This is a genomic window from Terriglobia bacterium, from assembly GCA_032252755.1.
In the GTDB taxonomy this organism is placed as follows: domain Bacteria; phylum Acidobacteriota; class Terriglobia; order Terriglobales; family Acidobacteriaceae; genus JAVUPY01.
The window spans coordinates 213,108-235,470 of the sequence record JAVUPY010000070.1 but is presented as its reverse complement, the minus strand read 5'-3'; the positions used below and the strand labels follow the sequence as shown (position 1 = coordinate 235,470).

At 57.5% G+C, this 22,363-nt stretch carries 24 protein-coding genes; 16 read left to right on the top strand and 8 right to left on the bottom strand.

Annotated features, from left to right (window positions below; genetic code table 11):
- Positions 1–222: 222 nt before the first annotated feature.
- Positions 223–690, bottom strand: a complete 468-nt coding sequence (locus ROO76_18145) for a hypothetical protein (protein ID MDT8070091.1) — start codon at positions 688–690, stop codon at positions 223–225.
- A gap of 389 nt (positions 691–1,079) precedes the next feature.
- Between ROO76_18145 and ROO76_18140 the strand changes: the two genes are divergently transcribed.
- On the top strand, positions 1,080–3,659 hold the full coding sequence (locus ROO76_18140; protein MDT8070090.1) for an NB-ARC domain-containing protein: 2,580 nt from the start codon (positions 1,080–1,082) through the stop codon (positions 3,657–3,659).
- A gap of 41 nt (positions 3,660–3,700) precedes the next feature.
- Here the strand turns inward: ROO76_18140 and ROO76_18135 are convergent, their stop codons facing one another.
- Positions 3,701–3,985 carry a type II toxin-antitoxin system RelE/ParE family toxin gene (locus tag ROO76_18135; protein ID MDT8070089.1) on the bottom strand — a complete coding sequence of 95 codons (285 nt, stop codon included), beginning with the start codon at positions 3,983–3,985 and terminating at the stop codon, positions 3,701–3,703.
- Positions 3,985–4,248, bottom strand: a complete 264-nt coding sequence (locus ROO76_18130; GenBank protein MDT8070088.1) for a ribbon-helix-helix protein, CopG family — start codon at positions 4,246–4,248, stop codon at positions 3,985–3,987. The genes ROO76_18135 and ROO76_18130 overlap by 1 nt, the downstream gene beginning before the upstream one ends.
- Positions 4,249–4,503: 255 nt before the next feature.
- Here ROO76_18130 and ROO76_18125 point away from each other — a divergent pair, with 255 nt between their 5' ends.
- The 15 genes from ROO76_18125 to ROO76_18055 all read left to right on the top strand — a co-directional run bounded on the left by ROO76_18125 (position 4,504) and on the right by ROO76_18055 (position 17,439).
- Entirely contained in the window at positions 4,504–4,755 is a 252-nt protein-coding gene (locus ROO76_18125) for a hypothetical protein (GenBank protein MDT8070087.1), read from the top strand.
- 221 nt (positions 4,756–4,976) lie between these two features.
- Entirely contained in the window at positions 4,977–5,321 is a 345-nt protein-coding gene (locus ROO76_18120; protein ID MDT8070086.1) for a TM2 domain-containing protein, read from the top strand.
- A 168-nt stretch (positions 5,322–5,489) separates the two neighbouring features.
- Entirely contained in the window at positions 5,490–5,846 is a 357-nt protein-coding gene (locus ROO76_18115; GenBank protein ID MDT8070085.1) for a PilZ domain-containing protein, read from the top strand.
- Positions 5,847–5,957: 111 nt separating this feature from the next.
- The gene (locus tag ROO76_18110) at positions 5,958–6,434 is read left to right on the top strand and encodes an N-acetyltransferase family protein (protein MDT8070084.1); all 477 of its coding nucleotides are present in this window, start codon (positions 5,958–5,960) and stop codon (positions 6,432–6,434) included.
- A gap of 99 nt (positions 6,435–6,533) precedes the next feature.
- Positions 6,534–7,673 carry a tRNA guanosine(34) transglycosylase Tgt gene (tgt, locus tag ROO76_18105; GenBank protein ID MDT8070083.1) on the top strand — a complete coding sequence of 380 codons (1,140 nt, stop codon included), beginning with the start codon at positions 6,534–6,536 and terminating at the stop codon, positions 7,671–7,673.
- Positions 7,674–7,990: 317 nt separating this feature from the next.
- A complete protein-coding gene (yajC, locus tag ROO76_18100; GenBank protein MDT8070082.1) occupies positions 7,991–8,314 on the top strand; it encodes a preprotein translocase subunit YajC in 324 nt (107 codons plus the stop codon).
- Positions 8,315–8,328: 14 nt separating this feature from the next.
- Positions 8,329–9,966: a protein translocase subunit SecD gene (secD, locus tag ROO76_18095; protein MDT8070081.1), complete on the top strand. Its 1,638-nt coding sequence runs from the start codon at positions 8,329–8,331 to the stop codon at positions 9,964–9,966.
- A 36-nt stretch (positions 9,967–10,002) separates the two neighbouring features.
- A complete protein-coding gene (secF, locus tag ROO76_18090; GenBank protein MDT8070080.1) occupies positions 10,003–11,244 on the top strand; it encodes a protein translocase subunit SecF in 1,242 nt (413 codons plus the stop codon).
- Positions 11,245–11,472: 228 nt separating this feature from the next.
- Positions 11,473–12,204, top strand: coding sequence for an energy transducer TonB (locus ROO76_18085; protein MDT8070079.1), 732 nt, complete (start codon positions 11,473–11,475; stop codon positions 12,202–12,204).
- A gap of 255 nt (positions 12,205–12,459) precedes the next feature.
- The gene (locus ROO76_18080; GenBank protein MDT8070078.1) at positions 12,460–13,215 is read left to right on the top strand and encodes a MotA/TolQ/ExbB proton channel family protein; all 756 of its coding nucleotides are present in this window, start codon (positions 12,460–12,462) and stop codon (positions 13,213–13,215) included.
- A gap of 27 nt (positions 13,216–13,242) precedes the next feature.
- Positions 13,243–13,701, top strand: coding sequence for an ExbD/TolR family protein (locus ROO76_18075; protein MDT8070077.1), 459 nt, complete (start codon positions 13,243–13,245; stop codon positions 13,699–13,701).
- A gap of 10 nt (positions 13,702–13,711) precedes the next feature.
- A complete protein-coding gene (locus ROO76_18070) occupies positions 13,712–14,149 on the top strand; it encodes a biopolymer transporter ExbD (protein ID MDT8070076.1) in 438 nt (145 codons plus the stop codon).
- A 155-nt stretch (positions 14,150–14,304) separates the two neighbouring features.
- A complete protein-coding gene (locus tag ROO76_18065) occupies positions 14,305–15,132 on the top strand; it encodes a tetratricopeptide repeat protein (protein MDT8070075.1) in 828 nt (275 codons plus the stop codon).
- Positions 15,133–15,397: 265 nt separating this feature from the next.
- A complete protein-coding gene (gene accC, locus ROO76_18060) occupies positions 15,398–16,942 on the top strand; it encodes an acetyl-CoA carboxylase biotin carboxylase subunit (protein ID MDT8070074.1) in 1,545 nt (514 codons plus the stop codon).
- Positions 16,939–17,439 (top strand): biotin/lipoyl-containing protein, encoded by a 501-nt coding sequence (locus tag ROO76_18055; GenBank protein MDT8070073.1) that lies wholly within the window; start codon positions 16,939–16,941, stop codon positions 17,437–17,439. Before accC ends, ROO76_18055 begins: the two co-directional genes overlap by 4 nt.
- 160 nt (positions 17,440–17,599) lie before the next feature.
- Here ROO76_18055 and ROO76_18050 read toward each other — a convergent pair whose 3' ends face one another.
- The 5 genes from ROO76_18050 to ROO76_18030 all read right to left on the bottom strand — a co-directional run bounded on the left by ROO76_18050 (position 17,600) and on the right by ROO76_18030 (position 22,303).
- Positions 17,600–18,655, bottom strand: coding sequence for a SurA N-terminal domain-containing protein (locus ROO76_18050; protein ID MDT8070072.1), 1,056 nt, complete (start codon positions 18,653–18,655; stop codon positions 17,600–17,602).
- Positions 18,656–18,748: 93 nt separating this feature from the next.
- On the bottom strand, positions 18,749–19,693 hold the full coding sequence (locus ROO76_18045) for a thioredoxin domain-containing protein (GenBank protein ID MDT8070071.1): 945 nt from the start codon (positions 19,691–19,693) through the stop codon (positions 18,749–18,751).
- Positions 19,694–19,878: 185 nt separating this feature from the next.
- The gene (larE, locus tag ROO76_18040) at positions 19,879–20,730 is read right to left on the bottom strand and encodes an ATP-dependent sacrificial sulfur transferase LarE (GenBank protein MDT8070070.1); all 852 of its coding nucleotides are present in this window, start codon (positions 20,728–20,730) and stop codon (positions 19,879–19,881) included.
- A 94-nt stretch (positions 20,731–20,824) separates the two neighbouring features.
- Entirely contained in the window at positions 20,825–21,202 is a 378-nt protein-coding gene (locus ROO76_18035; protein ID MDT8070069.1) for a RidA family protein, read from the bottom strand.
- Positions 21,203–21,334: 132 nt separating this feature from the next.
- Entirely contained in the window at positions 21,335–22,303 is a 969-nt protein-coding gene (locus tag ROO76_18030) for an EamA family transporter (GenBank protein MDT8070068.1), read from the bottom strand.
- Positions 22,304–22,363 lie beyond the last annotated feature (60 nt).

Here is a 22,363-nt window from a genome sequence, read left to right as displayed (position 1 = left end):
GAAGGTTAGCAGCTTTGGTCTCAAGATTCTGAAAGCGCTTGATTACCGCGAAAGATGCCCGATCGCGCTTGTTTCCGAGAAACACTGGGAGTCATTTTTGTTGCGGTGGCGGAGCATAATCCCGAGAAACAACCCCGCCCTAGCGGAGCTAGGACGGGGCACCCAAAGGATTCAAACCAGAGAGCGATAGGTCGGGCCACCCGCCCAAAGGGAAGTTGCTTGCTAGTTCTTTACCGTCATTGTGTCGGAGTTTACGGCTTTCTTTCCGGTGATTCCTTCGAGAGCCGCTAATATCCCGCGATATTCGTTCTTGTCGCACTGCATCGCGAGCCCGCCTTTTTTGTCGCCATCGGCCCAGGTGAGGCCGACAAAATGTTTTTTCGATTTCGTTAGGGCCATCAACGCGCCCACTCCCAACGTGACAGCGCCAACCGCGACGGCGCTGCCAACCCGGCGATGAACATCCTGCCCGTAGCTGATTTCCGTAACCGCCGAAGCGGGAACCGTCACCAGTTCTTTGCTGCCGTTCATGAACTTGATCTTTTCGCCCTCGATAACCAATTTAACGTCGGTCCCAGCCTTAACATCCGTAAGCGAGCCGCCGTCGTATTTAACTTTGTAGGAGTTCTCCCCGGCGAACGCCAGTGCAGGGATGAGAAGACACAAGAACAGAGAGAGAAAACGCTTCATATTTACTCCAGAGAAAACGGTGTGTACTGAGAAGGGGCTGATCCTAGCACCTTCATCTAATGCATGCGAATGAATTTATCGAAGTTGCAGTTACCAAAGGAACACTACCCGGCATCGTGTCATCCTGAGCGCAGGTGGCGCTTTCTGCCGCCGGAGCCGAAGAACCTTGTGATTCTCCCCGGGAAACTAGCAGGCCCCATCAAATTCATTCGCAATCCGGCAATTCCGGTGCTACGCTTTTTTCGATCCGCGTCTCTCCCAATCCCCGATAGTGCACGTACTGATCAGAATGTACTGTTCAGTCCATGTGAGTAAGGAGATTCTTTGTGTTCTTCCTGCCTTTCGAACGAATGTGGGAGCGAGTTGACATAGCCCGACAGGACTCAGAGATGTCTCTATTCCTCCACCTGCTTTATGCGGGTGAAATGGTTGTCAAAGTCCTTTTGGCGGGAATAGTAGCGTCAGTTCAAGACGATACGGAGCGCCATCGCTACAGACTCGCATATCGTCTGGTAAGAGCGGACGGTATTGGCGAATGGGGTGTGACTCTCGATGACTTACTCGTCGGCCCCGCTTCTCAGCACATATGCGACGAGGCGCGCGTCGAGCAGAGGGAGCTAACGAAAAGGTGCGATCCGGGCGAGTGGCAGCACGAGTGTGTTGCGAAAATGGACGAGTGCCTGCGCGTATTTAGTAAAGACCGGGAAGGCATTCCCTTCAAGCTTGAAGCACGCCGCTGGGTTCATTTGTTCGCTGAATTGCGAAACAAGACACGAGGACATGGCGCCAGTTCAGGGAGTGTTTGCGGCAAGATATGCCCTTCTCTCGAGCGATCAATTCGCTGCTTCGCGGATAACTCGATGCTCTTTAGGCGGCAATGGGTATACCTTCACCGCAATTTATCCGGGAAGTATAGGGTCACAAAGCTAGGAGAAACCTCGGCCGAGTTCGACACTTTGAAAGGCTCGCGCGCACCGAGCGAATGGGGAAAACTACGAGACGGCATCTACGTTTACTTGGGCCGCCCCAGGCACGTTGAGCTTATAGCATCAGATCCAGAAGCAGGCGATTTTCTGCTTCCGAACGGATTTTTCGGCGACAAGAAATTTGAGCAAATCTCGTATATTACCGATACCAGGCGAGATGGAGACTCGTCCATTTTCCTCTCGCCTGCTACTGACCTTCCACCAAGCGAAACGCAGGGACTTGGGCGATTGGAAGTACAGGGCCGTGTGTTCGGGAATATTCCCCAACTTCCTCCAGGATATGTGAAGAGGAATGTGTTGGAGAAGGAACTCCTGGGCGCCTTGGAGGACGATAAGCGCTCAATTGTGACGCTGGTAGGTCGTGGTGGTATTGGCAAGACCGTATTGGCACTTTCCGTGTTGCACCGAATTTGTGAGGAGGAGCGATTTGGCGCAATTGTTTGGTTGAGCGCTCGTGATATCGACTTGCTTCCCGGCGGACCGAAAATAGTGAAGCCACATGTTCTCTCGCAGAAGGACATCGCCCGGGAATTTGTTCACTTGATGGAGCCCTCTCAAGCCGGTACCAAAGGTTTCAATGCACTTACGTACTTTTCAGATGCACTAGGACGGAGCCCCATTGACCGTCCAATACTATTCGTTTTTGACAATTTCGAAACTGTGCAAAGCCCGGGCGAACTCTTCATGTTCTTGGATACCTACGCTCGACTGCCCAACAAGGTGCTAATAACGACTCGAACGCGAGACTTCAAGGGAGACTATCCCGTAGACGTTCTGGGGATGACAGAAGACGAATCGGAGCAACTGATCGACATTGCTTCTGACCAGTTGGGTATTCGAAACATTTTGACTACAGGTTACAGAAAGGAATTGATAAGAGAAGCAGACGGTCACCCATACGTGATCAAGGTTCTTCTGGGGGATGTTGCCAGAGCGCATCGTCTTATCGAGATTGAGCGGATCGTTTCGAGCAAGGACAAGATCCTCGAGGCGTTATTCGAACGTACATATGGAGGATTATCCCCGGCCGCAAAGCAAGTCTTCCTGACTCTCTGCAATTGGCGATCAACAGTTCCACAGATTGCCGTTGAAGCCGTGATGCTCAGGCCTGCGAACGAAAAGATGGATGTTGAAGAAGCGATCGATGAACTACAGAGGTGTTCATTTATCGAGATCACCTTCTCTCCTGATGATCGGCAGAACTTCATCAGCGTTCCTCTAACGGCGGCTGTATTCGGGCAGCGGAAGTTGAAGGTAAGTCCAATGAAAGCAGCGGTTGAAGCAAACACCCAGCTTTTACTTTATTTCGGGGCAGGGCAAAAAACGGACATCCGACATGGAATTGCTACTCGTATTGAACGCTTCTTTACTAACGTTGCCGACAAGGTAGCAACGAACTATGAGGCCCTCGACTCTTATTTGCCGATGATGGAATTCATTGCGCAAAGACATCCAGACGCGTGGCTCCTACTCGCCAGAATGTATGAAGAGACTCCCGTCTCTGAGAATGAAGAAAAAGCGAAGTCCGCCTTGGAAAGGTACTTAGAGACCGGACCCGGTGTTGACCAGCGAAGAGCAGCCTGGGAGCGACTTGCATACCTCTGCAGAAAAACTGAAGACCGGGTACGGGAGATTCATGCCTTGATTGAGCTGTGCTCGCTGCCGGATACAACGTTCAAGGCGCTGAGCGTTGCCTTGAACCGCTGGAATAGCATTTTCAAACAAGCGTTTATGTTGATGCCGGGTGATGAGCGGCAGATCTTAGGGAGGAAGCTCCTTAAGCTGTTTGAGGACCGAATTGACGAAGCAGATGCGACCGATATCTCCCGGGCCGCGTGGCTGTCCATTGCTATGCATAACGAGCCACGAGCGCGTGAGTTGGTGAGAAGGGGATTAGAGATGGAACCGGAGAACGAGTACTGTACCAACTTGGCCACCAAGTTAGGCGTCGAGCTTGCTGACGGTGGTTCGTCTTCTTCCTGAGAGTCCTTTCTTCTCTGGTAACGAACAACAAACAACGACCGTCAGAACGTTTCCGGCCACCGTTGCGCACCGTGGTAGATCGCGAGGATCACGGTTTCCTTCTTGCCGACGGTGTGGGCCACAAGGAATGGGGTGTTCGGGATCACCAGCTCGCGCGTGCCGGGAACCCGTCCTGGCCTGCCCGAAAGCGGGAAAGCCGCTAGCTGCTCGACCCCGGCAATGATCCTCAGTACGACTTCAGCGGCGACATCTTCACTGTTCGATAGCGCAATGTAATCGTGAGCCTGCTCCAGTTGCCGTACCGCCTGCTCCGTCCAGGCGATCATTAGCTTGCGCGGCGCTTCTTGAGTCGCTTCACAACTTCTTCATGCCGTACGAGCCGTCCTTGCTGCATCTCTTCCAGGCCCTTTTGCACCAGCCCGTCCTGGTAAGCGTGCAGCTCCAGGTAATTGCTGATGGCTTCGTTGATGAGATAGCTTCGGGAACGGTCCTTGGTCGCCGCCAATTCGTCCAGCTTTCCGATCTTCTTCGCCGCCGCGCGGAAACTGATGGTCTTCTCTCTATCACTCATAATGCCGGACAATACCATGTATTATTCTGTATTACAACTCCTTCAAATACCGCTTCCCATTTTGGAACTCCCGAAAATTTCCTCACCCCCAACTGACAAAATCCTTGACCTCGCGGGTTACAGGCGGGTAGCGGGTGCCGGGTACCAGTACCGGGAGGACTACCCCACCTTAGCCAACAGCGGGCCAGGATGGGGCGCCCGGCACCCGGCCTGTTGCCCACAAGTAGCCAGTACGTGGTACTTCGCACTGCCCCAAGTCGTATAATCCGCCCCATGACCAACCGCGATCAATTGGTGAACAAGAATGTCGTTTTTCGCCTCGCCGACACTAAGCACGTCTATCCCGGAACCGTTGTCGCCGTCGAGACCGAAGGCTTCTGGCTCGAGTCCGTCGAGATGATGAACCAGCTCCGCGGCGACATGTCCTGGGGATACGCCGTCCGCGAATTCAAGAACCCCCTCATGTTCATCCCGGACGCGGCCCTGATGTTCCTCATGGTCGAGAAACAGACGACAGCCCCCTGATCTCAGGTTTGCGCGGGGTTGTCGTGGCCTTGGTCTCGGCTGACGCCTGGGCCTGGGTGGCCGTTGCCTATTGCTCTTCGTTACGGTGCCGGGTACCGGGTACCGGGAGAACTACATCACCTTAGCGAATAGCAGATTGGCGATTGCGTTCTCGCAGTTGCTCTTGACCTTTCTCCCGCAACCGTTCTACTGTCGCTTCATCCCAAGGGAAGGAAGCAAGCATGGTTACTTCTTCTATGGTGTATTGCACAGCCTGTGGTAAGCAGATCCACGAATCCGCGGCGACCTGCCCGGGATGCGGAGCGCCGCAGCAGGTGAGGACGGCGCCGGCGATGGTTGCGGTAGCGACTCCGCCGACCGACAAACGCATTCTGCCGGCGTTTCTCCTGTGCTTTTTCCTCGGAGTTTTCGGCGCGCACCGGTTCTACGTCGGTAAGATTGGGAGCGCCATTGCGATGATCCTCACCATTGGCGGATTGGGAATCTGGGCGCTGATCGACCTGATCATGATCGTCACAGGGAGCTTCAAGGACGAGAACGGAGTGAGGATCACGGAGTGGACGTAGAAGGCTGCGAGGTAGGAGGCGCGAGGTACAAGATACGGGTCGTCGGGGGCATCCATATCCTTACTATTGAGTCACCACCGTTTCTTGACCTTCTTTCGGTTCCGTTCTAATTTCTGAACAGTCCCCCGAAATCTACTGCAGTCGTGGTTTCCCGCAAAGGAGGCGACCATGACGGATGCGCGGAATCCGCACGAAGAGAAGCGGAAGTGGAAGCGCTACTCGATCGACATAGCGGTGAAGGTGAAGGTTTCGGGTTCGGACGGACTCTCGACCTACTGTTATGGCCGGGGCAACGACGTCGGCGAGGGCGGAATGTGTCTCTACATTGCGCACGAGCTGAAGGTTGGCCGCGTGATCGACCTGACGCTGACGCTGCCGTACTCCGAACGTCCGATTCACTGCAAGGTCGTGGTGCGCAATCGCGAGAGCTTCAAGTACGGAGTGGAGTTCAAGGAGCTGGGGACGATCGATCGGGAGATCCTGTTCGACACGTGCAGGAAGTTGGGAGTTATTCAGTCGATATAGAGGTGCGAGGTACGGGGTACGGGGTACGAGGACCTGCGAACACACCTCTCAGCTGCTACGATTAACCCGATGAGCACGACGAAAGCAAAACACGAGCTGCATATCGACGCGATGGTTGAGGCGGATTGGGCGAATGTGTCGTCGATCTACCTGGAAGGGATTGCGACGGGCAACGCGACGTTCGAGACGCTGGCGCCGACATGGGACGAGTTCGACCGCGCGCACCTGCCGTTTGGGCGACTGGTTGCGCGGCATGGGAGAACGATCTCGGGCTTTGCGGTGCTGAGCAGGGTGTCGCAGCGGATGGCTTACCAGGGTGTTGCGGAGCTGAGCGTGTACGTGGCGAGTTGGGCACGCGGACAGCGCGTCGGTTCGGCGCTGATGGCGGCGGCCATCAAGGAGGCGGAGCGCGCCGGGATTTGGACGCTGCAGGGAACGATCTTCACGGAGAACAAGGCCAGCCTCAGGATGTGCGAGTCGGCAGGGTTCCGGCAGGTCGGGTATCGAGAGAAGATCGGGAAGCTGGCGGGAAAGTGGAGAGATACGGTGATCGTGGAGAGGCGGAGTAGGGTCGTCGGGATCGAGTAGAACGGTAAAACGGCAAAAGGGAAAAGCAGAAGCCAGGTAGGCAATTGGCCAGAATGACACTTCAGTAGTTCAGCATTGCTCCCATATACAATCAGGTTGATGGCGTTTGCGTTCCAGGTAGAGGCGGAGTGCGGGCCGGCGCGGGCAGGGCGGATGGTGACTCCGCACGGCGAGGTCGAGACCCCGGTGTTCATGCCGGTGGGAACGGTTGCGACCGTTAAGGCCGTGCCGCAGGACGTGCTGGAGGAGTTGGGCGTCCAGATTCTGCTGAACAACACCTACCACCTTTATCTGAGGCCCGGGGTGGAGCAGGTTCGGAGGCTCGGCGGGGTACAGAGATTCATGGCGTGGGACAAGCCGATCCTGACGGATTCGGGCGGGTTCCAGGTGTTCAGCCTCAGCGAGTTGCGGAAAGTGACGGAAGAGGGGGTGGCGTTCAAGTCGCACCTGGACGGGTCGGCGCACTTTTTTTCGCCGGAGAAGTCTCTGGAAGCGGAGATTGGGCTGGGCGCGGACATTATCATGGCCTTCGACGAGTGCACGGAGTATCCGGCGGAACGGGATCGGGCGCAGGAGTCGATGGAGATGACGGCGCGGTGGGCGCGTCGGAGCAAGGATTACTTTGAAGCTCACAGGCGGGAAGCGCCGTGGGTCGAGCGGTTGACGGAGGAGAAGGGCGAAGAGCAGAGGCAGGCACTGTTCGGGATCGTGCAGGGAGGGATGTACACGGATTTGAGGCGAGAGTCCGCGGAGCGAACGGTCGAGATTGAGTTCGACGGATATGCGATTGGCGGCCTGAGCGTCGGCGAACCGAGAGAGAAGACATGGGATATGGTAGCGGCGACCATCCCAATGCTGCCAAAGGACCGGCCGAGGTACGTGATGGGCGTGGGGACGCCGGAGGAGATCGTGCAGTATGCCTCGATGGGCGTGGACATGATGGATTGTGTGCTGCCGACGCGGGCGGCGCGGCACGGGCTGCTGTTTACTTCCGAGGGGAAGATTAATATAAAGAACGCGCGATATGCGCTGGACGAGGGTCCGCTGGACCCGAAATGCGGGTGCAAGGTTTGCGCCCGCTATTCACGCGCCTATTTGCGCCATCTGTATGCCGCGAAAGAGGTAGTGGCGCAAGTGCTAAACACCGTTCATAACCTGGCCTATTACCTTGACACTATGAGACGCGTGCGGCAAGCTATTAAGGTTGGAGAGCTCGAAAGTTTCCGTTCTGCTGTTTGATTCCGCAGTTCACTGTCGAGCGGCTGCAATTAGCTGGTCCAGAACGAGCTCACCGAATTACGAGTGAAGGAAGAAGGTTCGACCTCCCTAGGTCAGCGCCCGAAAGAGAAGGTGCTTTGACTGCGCGCGAAGCTGCCGCGCGCTCCGCTCAGCATGACACGGCCTCAGGCAACTCTGCTTAGCGACCCAGGTGATGGGAGATTTCCGAAGACACACGGGTCAGTGCGCATCGCAGTCCAGCAGGCAAGTGTCAGAAGTGTGAGTGGATCAGCGGTGAGGGATCAAAGGCGGTTGCTGTCAGGAGAGCTGGCAAGAGCATGAACTTAACATTCGGATTCATTTTGCAGCAGGCGGGGCCCTCGAGTTGGGGATTGTTTCTGCCCATCATCCTGATGATCGGGATCATGTACCTGCTGATGATTCGTCCGCAGCAGAGCAGGCAGAAGAAGTGGCAGGCGATGCTGGAGCAGTTGAAGCCAGGTAATAAGGTGGTGACCAGCGGCGGCTTGCGGGGCGCGATCATTTCCATAAAAGATGATGCACTGATTTTGCGGATTCCGCCGGATAACCTGAAGCTGGAAGTAACGCGGAATTCGATTGTTACGGTGATTACGGACGACGAAGAAGAGAAAAAGTCTTAGGTGGTTTTGGCTCCATGAAGAAGAATTTGAAGGCAAAAGTATTGCTGATCGTCGGGATCCTCCTGGTTTTTGTGTGGGGGATTTTTCTTGGTACCAATCCCGAGGCCAGCATCCAGGCGATCAAGCAGGGTGGCTTGCTGGCAGGTATTCAGCAGAACATCCATCTTGGTCTCGATCTCAAAGGCGGAACTCACCTCATCCTGCAGGTCCAGGTAGATGATGCGGTTCGGGCGGATTCGCAACAGGTCATCGAGCGTCTGAAAGACGCACTGCAAAAAGCGAACATTGCATACGCCGATATCTCGATGCCGGACCCGAAGGGCCATCCTGAGCTGATCGACATTAAGGGTGTTTCGCCGAATTCGGCTGGAGACCTGCGGACCATACTGAGCGACAGGCTCCCGGAGTACAACGGGACGTCATTGCCGAACGGTGACTGGACTGTGCAGATGAAGCCGGCCCAGCTCTCGCAGATGAAGCAGAATACGGTGACGCAGGCGATCGAGACGATCCGCAACCGTATCGACCAGTTGGGCGTGACGGAACCGACGATCCAGGAGTACGGCCTGGGCCAGTACCAGATCCTAGTCGAGTTGCCCAGCGTGGACGATCCGGCGCGCGTGAAAAACATCATGCAATCGACCGCCATGCTGGAGATCAGGCAGGCGATGGATAACGGCACGGCATATCCGACGGAGCAAGCCGCTCTGCAAAAGCACAACGGAGTGCTGCCGCCAGATGCGGAGATACTGAAGGGCCGGACGGAACGTACGGGCGAGGGGCCGGAGGAAGCGTTCTTCGTAGTTTCGCGTGTGCCGGCGGTGAGCGGTCGCGAATTGCGCGACGCGCAGCCCGGACAAAACCAGCAGGGCCAGCCCTCGGTGAACTTCACGCTGACGCGTGAAGGCGGCAACCGTTTCTGGGCGTTCACGAGCGCGCACGTCGGCGACTACCTGGCCGTGGTTCTGGACGGGAAGGTACGCGAGGTCGCCAGCATCAAAGAGCCGATCCGTGATCGTGGCGAGATTTCCGGCAGTATGACCGACCAGCAGTCGAAGGACCTGGCAATGATTCTGCGGTCGGGCGCGTTGCCGGCGAGCATTAGCTACTTGCAGGAGAGCACGGTGGGTCCATCGCTGGGCGCGGACTCGATTCGTGAAGGCGTGCGCGCGGCGGTCTATGGCATGGCCGCGGTCATGATCTTCATGTTCGTGTACTACAGGTTTGCCGGCGTCAACGCGAACGTGGGCCTGACGCTGAACCTGCTGATCCTTTTGGGGTTCCTCGGGTTTACCGGAGCGACATTGACGCTGCCGGGTATCGCGGGACTGATCCTGACGGTCGGTATGGGCGTCGACTCGAACGTGCTCATATTCGAGCGTATTCGAGAAGAATTGCGAAATGGAAAGACGGCATCGTCGGCGGTGGACCAGGGCTTCGGACATGCGTGGCTGACAATTGTTGACACTCACGTGACGACGATCGTATCGGCGGCGATTCTGTTCCTGTTCGGAACCGGTCCGGTGAAGGGTTTCGCGGTCACGCTGACCTTCGGTTTGCTGGCCAACCTATTCACGGCGGTGTACGTTTCGCGCGTGATCTTCGACAGCATCCTGAACCGGCACCAGCATGGCGAGGCATTGAGTATCTAGACAAGGTTGTCACCCGCATTTGCCGAACGAAGGCAGATGTGGGGCGCCAACACAGACAAAGAGTTTGAGGGTTACAAAGTGGAGTTTTTCCGCAATCCCAACATCGATTTTCTTGGCAAGAAGTGGTTCTTCCTGGGCCTGTCCCTGGTCCTCAGCGTTGGTGGCTTGCTGTCGATGCTGTTCTGGCACCACATTCCGCTGGGCATTGATTTCCGCGGCGGCACCCAGGTTCTTGTCAGGTTCACACACGCTCCGAACGCCGACAAGATTCGTGCAGATATGGATAAGGCCGGCCTGAAGGATGTGCGCATCCAGCCGATCAACCAGGCCAACAACGAAGAACTAATTTCGCTGCCTGAGAAAACGCTGAGCGAGATGTCGCTGGACAAGGGTCGCGAGACGATTGTCAAGGCGCTCTCGTCCGGCCATGAGCAGGCGGGCAAACTGGACCTCAATAACATTGGTTATGCGAGTTTGCAGCAGTACCTGATGACCAAGGACCCGCTACACGCGGGAACGGATGCGGAGCAGCGCTACTCGCAAATTGCGCGGGCGATTGTGGATTATCGGGACAAAACCAGCGGCGGTGTGCTGAACAACGTCTCGGAGATTTCGACGGTTGCGCCACCGGCGGTACAGCAAGCGATCCAGGCCGACTTCTACACTTCGGATTTTGGCGTCCGCAACGTGGATGTGATCGGTCCGACGGTTGGAAAGCAGCTGCAGAAGCAAGCAATTCTGGCGACGCTGTACTCACTGGCTGGGATGCTGATTTACCTGTGGTTCCGGTTCGAACTGATCTATGGTGTGGCAGCCGTGGTGGCCTGCTTCCACGACACGCTGATCACGGTGGGCCTGTTTTCCATTCTGAATGTCGAGATGTCGCTGACGGTGATTGCGGCGATCCTTACGTTGATCGGTTACTCGATGAATGACACTATCGTGGTGTTCGATCGAATCCGAGAAAACGTGAAACTGCTCCGGCGTGAGAGTCTGACGGATATCGTGAATCGCTCGATCAACCAGACACTGAGCAGAACGGTCCTGACATCCGGACTGACGTTCCTGACGGTTCTCTCCCTGTTTATTTTTGGAGGAGAGGTTCTGCATGGGTTCTCTTTGGCCCTTGTGATTGGCATCTTAATTGGGACGTATTCCTCGATCTTTATTGCGGCACCGATGCTGGTGGCGTACCAGGAATCGCGCGCTGCGAAGAAGGCGGTGGTTGCAACGCTGCCGGCGCAACGCGGCAAGAGCAAGTTAAAGGTAAAGGTATAAGTAATGGATTTGCAAGGGTTTAGAGGGTTAGCGGGGCGCAGCGAGCGTCCCGAAGGCAGTAGGGTTAGCGGGCGTCCGGAAAAAAGGGCGCCCGTAGCCCATTGCGGGGTTTAGAATGCTCCGGCTTGCGGAACGCGGTTGAAAGATCGTGACTGTAAGTGGTTCGATTTTGGGAGCAAAAGTGGTATCCCCGGTGTCTAAGAGAGTAGTACGACGGAGATCAGGCGTATGTTTGAAGACAGCCTACTTGAATTGAGGACGAAGAAGCGCAGTCCGTGGGCGACCTTGTTTTCGTTTGTGTTCCAGGTCGGTCTCGTCTTTGTGATGATTCTGGTTCCTCTGATTTACACCGAAGCTCTTCCCAAACAGCAATTAATGACGTTCCTAGTAGCTCCGCCTCCACCCCCACCGCCTCCACCTCCGCCAGCGGCTCAGCCTGTAGTTCATGTGGAGAGGGTAGTCAGCGAACTGGATAATGGCGAACTCCGCACTCCGACCAAGATTCCTAAAAAGATTCTGATTACGAAGGACGATGAGCAGCCAGTGGCTGCCTCGGCAGGCGTTGTTGGTGGCGTGCCGGGTGGCGTACCGGGTGGGCAGATGGGTGGCGTAATCGGCGGCATTATTTCGTCGACGCCGGTAGCGGTTCCCAAGGTAGCGACTCCGCAACGCATAAGAGTTTCCGCGGGTGTGACGGAAGGTCTGCTGATCCACAAGGTTCAGCCGACGTATCCGCCGCTGGCCCGGTCGGCCCGTATTCAGGGCACGGTTGTGTTGCAGGCTGTGATCGGGAAGGACGGTACGATCCAGAACCTGCGAGCGGTGAGCGGGCACCCGATGCTGACGCCGGCTGCGATCGACGCGGTGCGGCAGTGGCGTTACAAGCCATATTTCTTGAATGGCGAGCCGGTAGAAGTTGATACGCAGATCACGGTCAACTTCACGCTAGCCGGCGGTTAAACCTCGGCGGCCGCGGGGCGGAATGCGCTGCGGCTCAGGCCGTATCCCGGCTCGGGAAAGCTTCGGTGGACGGGCTCGAAAGGACGAGCCCGCCATTGATCACTCCGAATGCATCCTATCCTGAGCAGTCACGCGCCGGACTTGTTCCGCGATTCTCCCCGAAGGAGACCAGTGTGCGAAAGGAGCACAGCGGGAGCAAGTTCAGCAAGCCCAAGTTCTGAAGAGTTCTGAAAGTCCTGAGGAGGAAATCAACTTATGTTTCTCGCAAACCTAGCAACGTTAGCATTGTGCCAGACCCATCTTGCTGCAGTCTGGATGTTCCAGGAAGGTGGAGTAGGTTGGGACCCGATTTCGCTGTGGAAGCAGATGGGCTGGCTGGCCCGTATCGTTGTCATCGTTCTCTTCATTATGTCCGGTTGGTCGATTGGCGTCATGATTGATCGTGCGATGGCATACAGTGCGGCTCGCAAGCAGTCGCGTGCATTTGCTCCGGCGGTTGCCGGCGCGTTGCGTGAAGGCAAGATTGAAGAAGCGATCAAGATTGCCGAGCGCAACAAGAAGAGCCACCTGGCGAAGGTCGTAACGGCGGGCCTGCAGGAGTTCAAGGCGCATGGCGAGTCGAGCGAAATTCCTGGCGAGCAGATTGAAGCGTCGCGTCGCGCCCTGGAGCGCGCGGAAGCTATCGTGCACGCGGAATTGAAGCGCGGCCTCGGCGGACTTGCGACGATCGGATCGACGGCTCCCTTCGTGGGCCTGTTCGGCACGGTGGTCGGCATTTTGAATGCGTTCCGCGAAATCCAGAACCAGAAAGCAACCGGTCTGGGCGCGGTCGCCGGCGGTATTTCGGAAGCCCTGGTAACCACGGCTGTGGGTCTGTTCGTGGCGATTCCGGCGGTGTGGATGTTCAACTACTTCACGAACCGCGTGGAAGCGTTTGACGTGGAGATGGACAACAGCTCAAGCGAATTGATCGACTACTTCCTGAAGCGTCGCAACATGCTGCGGAAGTAAGCGGTCCCTGGAGAGATCAGTATGTCAATGGCAGGCGAAAATCGTAAGCGGCACGCCGGCGATGTCAACTCGGACATCAACGTGACACCGATGGTGGACGTGATGCTCGTGTTGCTGATCATCTTCATGGTGATCACGCCCATGCTGCAGAAAGGTCAGAGCGTCGATCTGGTCAAGACCGATAATCCGGTGCAGATGCCGGATGCGGATAAGGAAGATGCGGTGCTGGTAGCGGTAATGCGCGACGGCTCCATTTACCTGGGTCAAGACAAGGTCTCGGCTGACCAACTCGCTGAGAAGGTTAAGGACAAGCTGGAGAACAAGGCCGACAAGGAAGTGTTCGTGAAGGCTGACGCCCGCGCCAAGTACGGTGCCGTGGTGGAAGTCGTCGACAACGTCCGTTCGGCTGGCGTCGACCAGTTGGGTCTGTTGACTGAACAGCGCAAGCAGGGATCGTTCGAGAACCCTCCGGGCGGAGGGAAGTAGAGAGGCTTCTATGAGTATGAATGTTGGCGGAGGAAAGGGCGGTCCCTCCGCGGATATAAATGTAACGCCGCTGATCGACGTGCTGCTGGTGCTGCTGATCATCTTCATGGTCATCACGCCACTGACGCCGAAAGGCCTGAACGCGCTCGTACCACAGCCGCCGAAAGACCAGAAGCAGCAGCCCCAGAGCAACGATCGTACGATCGTGGTTCAGGTGCTGAAAGCCGGGAATGGCATCGCCTACAAGATCAACCAGGACGATGTGACTCTCGACACGCTGCAGGAGCGGCTGACGGACATCTTCAAGACGCGCGCGGAAAAGGTCGCCTTCGTGAAGGGCGACACGGACCTGACCTTTAACGATGTGGCGACGGTAATCGACAAAACGAAAGCCGCCGGAGTCGACAAGGTAGGTTTGATCACGGCCCGGATCGAAGCCGGCCAGTAGTCCGCTCCACCTCAGGATTTCTCCGGGGCGGGTGAGCGATCACCCGCCCAAGGAGCGGATCCCCACCGGTCGTCGTCCCGACAGGCGTGGAGCGCGGAGCGCTACGCAAGGGTCACGACTGCCGATTGAAATTGGCAACGGAAGGTGAAATTTCCATGAACAGAAGCGTACGAGTCCTGATCGGCCTCGCAGTGCTGCTGGCGCTGCTCTCGGCAATGGGATGCACGAAGCTCAAGGCGCGCGATCAGCTGAACAAAGGCGTCCAGTCCTACAAGAACGCCAGGTACGAAGAGGCGATCAACCATTTCAAGCAGGCCGTGGAATTGGATCCAGGCCTGATCAACGCTCGCGTATACCTGGCGACCGCATACGCGATGCAATACGTCCCCGGCGCGGATACCGAGGACAACCTTCGGATGGCGACTTCGGCCATCGAACAGTACAAGAAGGTGCTGGAGGCCGATCCCAAGAACATCAACTCGGTGAAAGGGATCGCTTACCTGTACCTGCAGATGAAGAAGTTTGATGACGCCAAGACGTGGTACAAGAAGGCAGCGGAAATCGATCCCAACGACCCCGAGGCGTACTACTCGGTGGGCGTGATCGATTGGACGCAGGCCTACCAGCCGCGCATGGAAGAGTTTGCGAAGCTGGGGCTGAAGCCGACCGAACAGCTCTCGGGAAAAAAGAAGGATGAGAAGGCGGTCTGCGAACAGTTAAAGGCGAATAACTCGGACAAGGTCGAAGAAGGCATCCAGGCGCTGGACAAAGCGTTGAAGCTGCGTCCGGATTATGACGATGCAATGGCCTACATGAACCTGCTGTATCGCGAACGGGGCAACTACGAATGCGATGACCCGCAGGCGCGCGAGGCGGACTTCAAGACCGCGGACGAGTGGGTAGATAAGACGATGGCGACGAAGAAAGCCCGCGCTGAGAAGCAGGGCACCGGCGGCATCGTTCTCGACAACCAGAAGCAGTAGCCGGTTCTGTTGGAGCGAGCAAGAAGGCACTCATACAGCCTCATAAGATTGCCCGCGAACCTGCGGGCGAGCTTACTCCTCAGGAAAAGGGTCTCCCGCGAGGGAGGCTCTTTTTTATGCTCGCTAGAACTGCCCACCCATCTGCGCAGAAGAGGCGTGGACAGGTGGACCGCAAGTCGTGGGGAGAAGTGCCGGTGATCCAAATTACTCGTGGATGTGCAACCGCTGGGCTACAATTCTCAATCCTTTGCAGTAGAGGGCAGGAATGTTTCAACGGATTCTGATCGCCAATCGCGGAGAGATCGCCGTTCGGATCCTGCGGGCGTGCCGCGAAATGGGCATCGAGTCGGTGGCAGTGTACTCGGACGTCGATCGGCGGGCACTTCACGTTCGGAAGGCCGACTACGCGTACCACATCGGGCCGTCACAGGCGAGCGAGTCGTACTTGAACGCGCAAAAGCTCATCGACGTAGCACGGCGGTCGGGAGCGCAGGCGATTCACCCGGGATACGGCTTCCTCTCGGAAAACGCGAATTTCGCGCGGGCGTGCGAGCAGGCTGGCGTGAAGTTCGTGGGCCCGACTGCTGCAGCCATGGACATGATGGGCAGCAAGACGCGTGCGCGGCAGAACATGAAGAAGGCCGGTGTGCCGTTCGTGCCCGGCTCGGAGAAGGGGCTGGAATCGTTTGAAGCGGCGGAGAGGCTGGCGGAGCAAATCGGCTACCCGGTGATGCTGAAGGCTGCGGCCGGTGGTGGCGGCAAGGGCATGCGGGCCGTCCACAGTTCCAGGGAGCTACGCTCGGCGCTGGATTCGGCGCAGAGCGAGGCCCAGCGGGCATTTGGCGACAACGAAGTTTACATCGAGAAGCTGATCATCAATCCGCGACATATTGAAGTCCAGATCCTCGCGGACGAGCACGGGAACTGTGTTTACCTTGGCGAGCGCGAGTGCTCGGTGCAGCGGCGACACCAGAAAGTGCTGGAAGAAGCGCCTTCGCCGATCGTGGACGCGGAGATGCGGCGCAAGATGGGCGAGGTCGCGGTGCGCGTCGCTAAAGCCGCCGGATACACAAACGCGGGAACAGTAGAGTTCCTCGCCGATGAGAACAGGAACTTCTACTTCCTCGAGATGAACACGCGGCTGCAGGTTGAGCATCCGGTGACGGAGTTGGTGACCGGGCTTGACCTGGTGCAATTACAGTTTCGAATCGCGTCGGGCGAACCGCTGCCGTTCAGGCAGGAAGACATAGAAATTCGCGGGCACGCGATCGAGTGTCGCGTGTACGCCGAGGATCCGGATAACAACTTCTTCCCTTCGCCGGGGCAAATCACGCGGTTGATTTCGCCGTCAGGCCCGGGTATCCGGCGCGACAGCGGCATGTACGAAGGCTGGACCGTGCCGCTGGAATACGATCCACTGCTGGCGAAGTTGATCGGCTACGGCACGACTCGCGATGACGCGATTCGCCGGCTGCAACGCGCGCTATACGAGTACTTCGTTGGTGGCATCAAGACCAACATCCCGCTGTTCCGGCGGATACTGCGCGACGAGGATTTTCGTGCGGGACGGCTGCATACGGGATTCCTCGATCGGTTGCTGAAGGAAAAGGTGGAGCTTCCACCGTCGACGAGCGAAGAAATTCGAATTGCCGCGCTTGCGGCAGCGATTTTTGCCCAAGGAGAGCAGAAGAGCACGGTCGAGCACACGGGCGAACCGATGCCGGGAGCAGCACCAGGGAAGAATGGGAACAGCGCTGGGCCACAGAAAAGCAACTGGAAAGCGACAGGACGCGCGGAGTCACTGCGATGATCTACGACGTGGTGATTGACGGGACTACCCATCGGGTTGAACTGACGAAACGCGAGCAAACGTGGCTCTGCAAGGTCGATGACGCCATGATGGAAGTGGACGCGGCGTTCACGGCACGCGATGTAATGTCGGTCCTGCTGGGAGGCAAGGCGTATGAGATCAAGCGGGAGCGGGCACTCAATGGCGAGGTCCACATGATAGTCGGCTCAGCGCGATACGCCTCCGAGGTGCAGGATCCACGCTCGCTCAAGACGCGACGCGCGAAGGCCGGAACCACCGAAGGTCCGCAGAAGGTCACGGCGCCGATGCCCGGAAAAATCGTTCGTATCCTGCTGCCGGAGAAGAGCGAGGTCGAGGCGGGGCAGGGCGTCATCGTCGTGGAGGCGATGAAGATGCAGAACGAGCTGAAGTCGCCGAAGAAGGGTGTTGTGGCGAAAGTGCTGGTCGCCGAGGGTGCGACAGTGAACGCCGGGGATGCGCTTGTCATCATTGAGTAAAAGGCAATTCGCTCGTAAATCTCCGAAGCAATTAGCCATTAGCAAATGGCAGGGTCAAAACCCCACCGAACAAAGAAGGCAGACACGAAGCGAATGCCCTACCCTTATCGCCAACAGCGGACGATAAGGGTAGGGCACAAGAGGTGGATTCACTGCGGTGCTATTTAGCGCCGTTGTTCTTCAGGATCTCCTCCGCGTAGTAGTTCTCAATTGTGGCCTTGTTGTGCAGGACTTCATAATAGGCCATCTTAATGAGTTGCTCGCGGCGGTCGCGTAACTGCTCGCGAATGGCCTGCTGTACGCGGGGATCGTTGAGGTCACGCTGGCCCTCCGGTTCCTTGCTGATCATCTTGATGATGCGGTAGGCCTCGACCTTATTCGTTTGGGGGTTGACGGCCGGCATGGGCGCGCTGTACTGGCCGGGTTTCAGCTTGCTGATCTCGTCCCAAGCCTGCTTGTCGCGCTTCAGCGAACTTTCGGGGATAAAGCCGAGATCGCCGCCATTGGCCGAAGTCTCCGGCTGCTCGCTGTAGTTCATGGCCACAGTCGCGAAGTCCTCGCCGCTATCGAGGCGGTTGCTGATCATCTGGATCTTCTTCTTGGCCTCTGCATCGTTCTGCGCCTTGTCGTTTTTCAGATTGCGCACCTGCGGGTTGGGCTGGGTGGTGACAAGGATCTGCGCCAGGTGATACTGCGGCTCGATGAGGTTGAACTCCGCCTTATGCTGGTTGTAGTAGTTCGTGATGTCGGCGTCGGTGATGTTGATCTTCGACGTGACCTCTTTGTTGAGGACTTTCTCGATCGTCACCGAGCGACGGATGTCGCGTTTCAGGTCGTCGACGGTGGTGTTGCGATCCTTGAGACGCTTTTCGAATTCTTCCTTCGTGTACGGCGCCTTGATTTCGTTGAGCTTGCTTTCGACTTCCTCGTCGGTTGCGAGCAAACCGAGCTTCTCGGCACGTTGCATGAGGATTTCATTATCGATGAGTTCGCGAAGGATACTGAGTTTCAGGCTCGCGGCCTGCTCATCGGAAGGCTGCTGGGGCTGGCCCTCTGTCTGGTTGCGATAGTACTTGTCAACTTCAGCCTTGGTGATTTTATGGCCGTTAACCTTGGCCCAGACGTCCGCGCCGCCCTGGCCGCCAGAACATGCCACTAACAGAAATGCGCCTGTAATCGCGCTTACTGCGAGGCACATGCTAAGAATGCGTTTCAAAGTAGGGGTCCTCCGTCGATCTTACCCAGCCCGGCGAACTTGCAGCCGGGGGGTACATCATGCCCGGCACGCGGCCGGACGCTTCACTGAAAATCAATTTCCAGCGGTGCTGGAGTCGGGTACCTTTTCGCCCGCGTCGCGCAGTGCCTGGTCGAGCGTGGCGCGCAGTTCTGTGACCGGAACCGCGCCGTCCAGCTTAATGCCGTTGATGAACAGTGCCGGTGTGCCCTCGACGCCCAGAGCGGTAGCTTCTTTCACCGAGGCCTGCAGGGCGGTCTGGTCCTGCGCCTTCACACATTGTGCGAGCTTGGTCATGTCGACATCGTGCTTGTGGCCGAGTTCCATGGTGATGCGATCGAGTTCGGCGACCTGGCCCTGGAGCGGGCGCTTGTCACCAATGATCTGTCGCGGATTGTAATGAACCGTGTCGGCGAAATCCCAAAAGGCGCCACCGCTCTGTTGGGCAAGGCAACCGGCGTTGACCGCAGCGCGGCCGGCCCAGGGATGAATCTCGAATAGCGGGAAATCCTTGTAGTAAACCTTCACGCGGTCGCCGTATTCCTTCATTACGTCCTGAAAGAGTTCCTCGTGCATGCGCGAGCAGAAGGGGCACTCGAAGTCGTCGTAGACAACGACGGTGACCTTTGCGTCCTTCGCTCCGCGGAACGGCCGCCCACTCAGGTCGATCTTCTTCATGAGTTCCGCGTTGGGATCGACGGTGAGGTCCATCTTCGTCATCTGCACCAGGGTCTTGTTGTCCTTGGAGATCAGAAAATCGTACGGCTTGGATTTTTCCGAGGCGCCGAAATTTACCGTGATGGTGTCATAGCCGGCGAATTCGCTGGGCTTGCGCTGGCCGATGTTGATCGGGATCTGTGCTGGAATGTGGAACGTCGACCGAATCTGTTTTTGAATGCTTCGATTCAAGTCGGCGGAGGTTGGCGTCTGGGCGGAGCAGGCCAGGCAGGCCAACGCGACCGCAAAGAACAAAAGCCGTCGATACAGGAACACTGCGAACCGCCTTATCTCCAAGGACATGGATGATTGATTATCGCATGCCAGAGCACCGCGCATATAGCAAATCAGGGGTAAGGGAAATCGCTAAATTCGGCTAAAACCGCGGCATTTCGGGGCTAAGACCGGGTGGAGTAAAGGCCCGCATCTGCCAGTTGCGGCAGTGTGGGGCGCCGAGGGTGACTGTGAGGGAGGTGGATGGTGGAAGGCTATTTCCCACGGTGGAGGACTTCGACGGGAAGAACGGCATTCATTGACCCGCTGCGGAACCCTTCGAGGTCCAGCGTCACGTAGGTAAAGCCGAGGGCCTTGAATATCCTCATAAATTCGTCGGCCATCGACGGCTGGAGTGCGCGCGGCATTTCCTCGCGGGCGATCTCGATGCGGACGAGGTTGCCGTGATGGCGGACGCGAAATTGCTCGAAAGCGAGGGAGCGTAGGGCATCCTCGCCCTGCTCGACTTGCAGGAGCGCTTCGCGGGTGACGGGCCGGCCGTACTCGATGCGCGAGGAGAGGCAGGCCGAGGCAGGCTTCTGCCATACACGCAAACCGGCGGCGCGAGAAAGATCGCGGATGTCCTGCTTGCCGAGGCCGGCTTCGAGTAGAGGCGCCGCGACTCCGTGATTGCGGGCGGCCTGCTGGCCGGGGCGGAAGTCGCCCCGGTCGTCGGCGTTCACGCCGTAAGCAACGGTTTCAAATCCGCCCTGGTCACGGAATGATTCCATTACCGTGAACAGCTCGTCCTTGCAGTGGAAGCAGCGCATGGCATCGTTGCGCACATAATCCGGCTTCGACATCTCGTCGGTGTTGATGACCTTCAGCGGGATATTCTGCTCGTGCGCGAAGGCCATTGCGTGGTCCAGGTGGGTGCGGGCGAGACTGGGGGAATCGGCGAGAACGGCGAGCATTTGCGGGCCGAGAACTTCGTGGGCCTCGAAGGCAAGAAAGGCGGAATCGACCCCACCCGAGTAGGCGACCAGTATGCGGCCGAGCGAGCGAAGATATTCGTCGAGCTTACTTTTCTTCTGCAGCAGTTCGGGCGCGAGTTCGGGGGAGGACATAGGAATATGGTACGGCATTTTCTTGCCAGCCAGAGGTTGAAGGGGAAGGAAGACGGCAGGCGAGGTTGCCTGCCGCCACCAAAACAGTGCCGCATTACTCGAGCGCGATTGCGTCAATCTCGACCTGGCAATCCTTGGGAAGACGGGCGGCCTGCACGGTGGAACGCGCCGGGGGATCGTTGGGGAAGAATTTGGCGTAGACCTCATTCATGGCGGCGAAATCGTTCATGTCCTTGAGAAAGACGCCGCAGCGGACGATCTTGGCCATGCTGGAGCCGGCCTGTTTGAGAATGGCTTCGATGTTGTGCAGGACGCGCTCGGTCTGCTCCCCGATGCTGCCGGAAATCAGTTGCTGCGTGGCGGGATCGATGGGCGTTTGCCCGCTGACGAAGATGAATCCGTTGGCACGAATTGCCTGGGAATATGGACCGATGGCCTTGGGTGCCCCGTTAGTCGCGATTACCTGACGCATGATTCCTCCGTTGGCTGAAACGCGAAATTGTCGCAGACGAGGGACAGCATTTCAAATCGAAGAAGAGCAAACCGCGATTTGCGCGGAACAGCGTGGATATTTGCACGTGCGCAGTACGCGCGAGCGCGAAACCTAAGCTGCTTCTTCGTCGAGCTTCCCCGTAATCCGCTGTCGTTCTTCGCTATGGCCAAAGCTGACGCAAATTACGGAAGCGACCACGAGGGCCGAGGCGATCAGCGTGCGACCGGTCATCGTCTCGCCTGCAAGCGCCCAGCCGAGGAACACAGCAACGACAGGGTTGACGTAGGTATGCGTGGCGACCAGGGTGGGCGAAGAACGCTCCAGTAACCACATGTAGGCCGTGAAAGCGATCATCGAGCCAAAGACGATGAGGTAGAGCAGGCCGAAGAAAGACTTGCCGCTGACGGTAGACCAGTGGAATCCACGGAATTCGCCGCTGAACCCGGCGGCGGCCAGCAGCATCCATGATCCCAGGAGCATGGACATTGCAGCTCGAGCCAGGGAATCGGCAGGCAGCGATTTGCTCTGCTTGGAATAGAGCATGCCGATGGACCACGCAATTGTCCCGGCAATCAGCACGGCAACTCCGATCAGGGACCGGTGCTGACCGAGAGCGCTGGAATCTGTTGTGAGCAGAATGACGCCAATGAAGCCGATTGCCAGACCGGCGATATTGGGGAGATTCAGGTTCTGCCGGGCAGAAAGCATCAGCGCAAATAATGTGAGGAAAAGCGGTTCGGTTGCAACCAGCAGTGCCGCCAGGCCCGATGGCACAACCTGCTCCGCCCAGTGCAGAGAGCCGTGGCCGATCAGAAAGAACAGGAATGCCAGGACGATGGTGGAGAGCCACTCGCGGCGCGTCGGACGAAAGCCGCGGAACCAGGCCCAGGCGAAGAGAACGCTTCCGGCGGTCAGGTGGCGCAGTCCGGCGGTGATCAGCGGCGGAATCGTCTCGACCGCGTAGCGAATAGCAAGGTAGGTCGAGCCCCAAACGAGATAGATGGTAGCGAAGGCGAGCAGGACGAGGAAGCGGGAATCCCCGGCACGGCTGCGAGCGGCGGAATTGCTTATAACCGACATATGCCACCTTACTGGTTAGCTAGCTTACTGCCGCGATTGTAACCTGTCAACCATCAGATA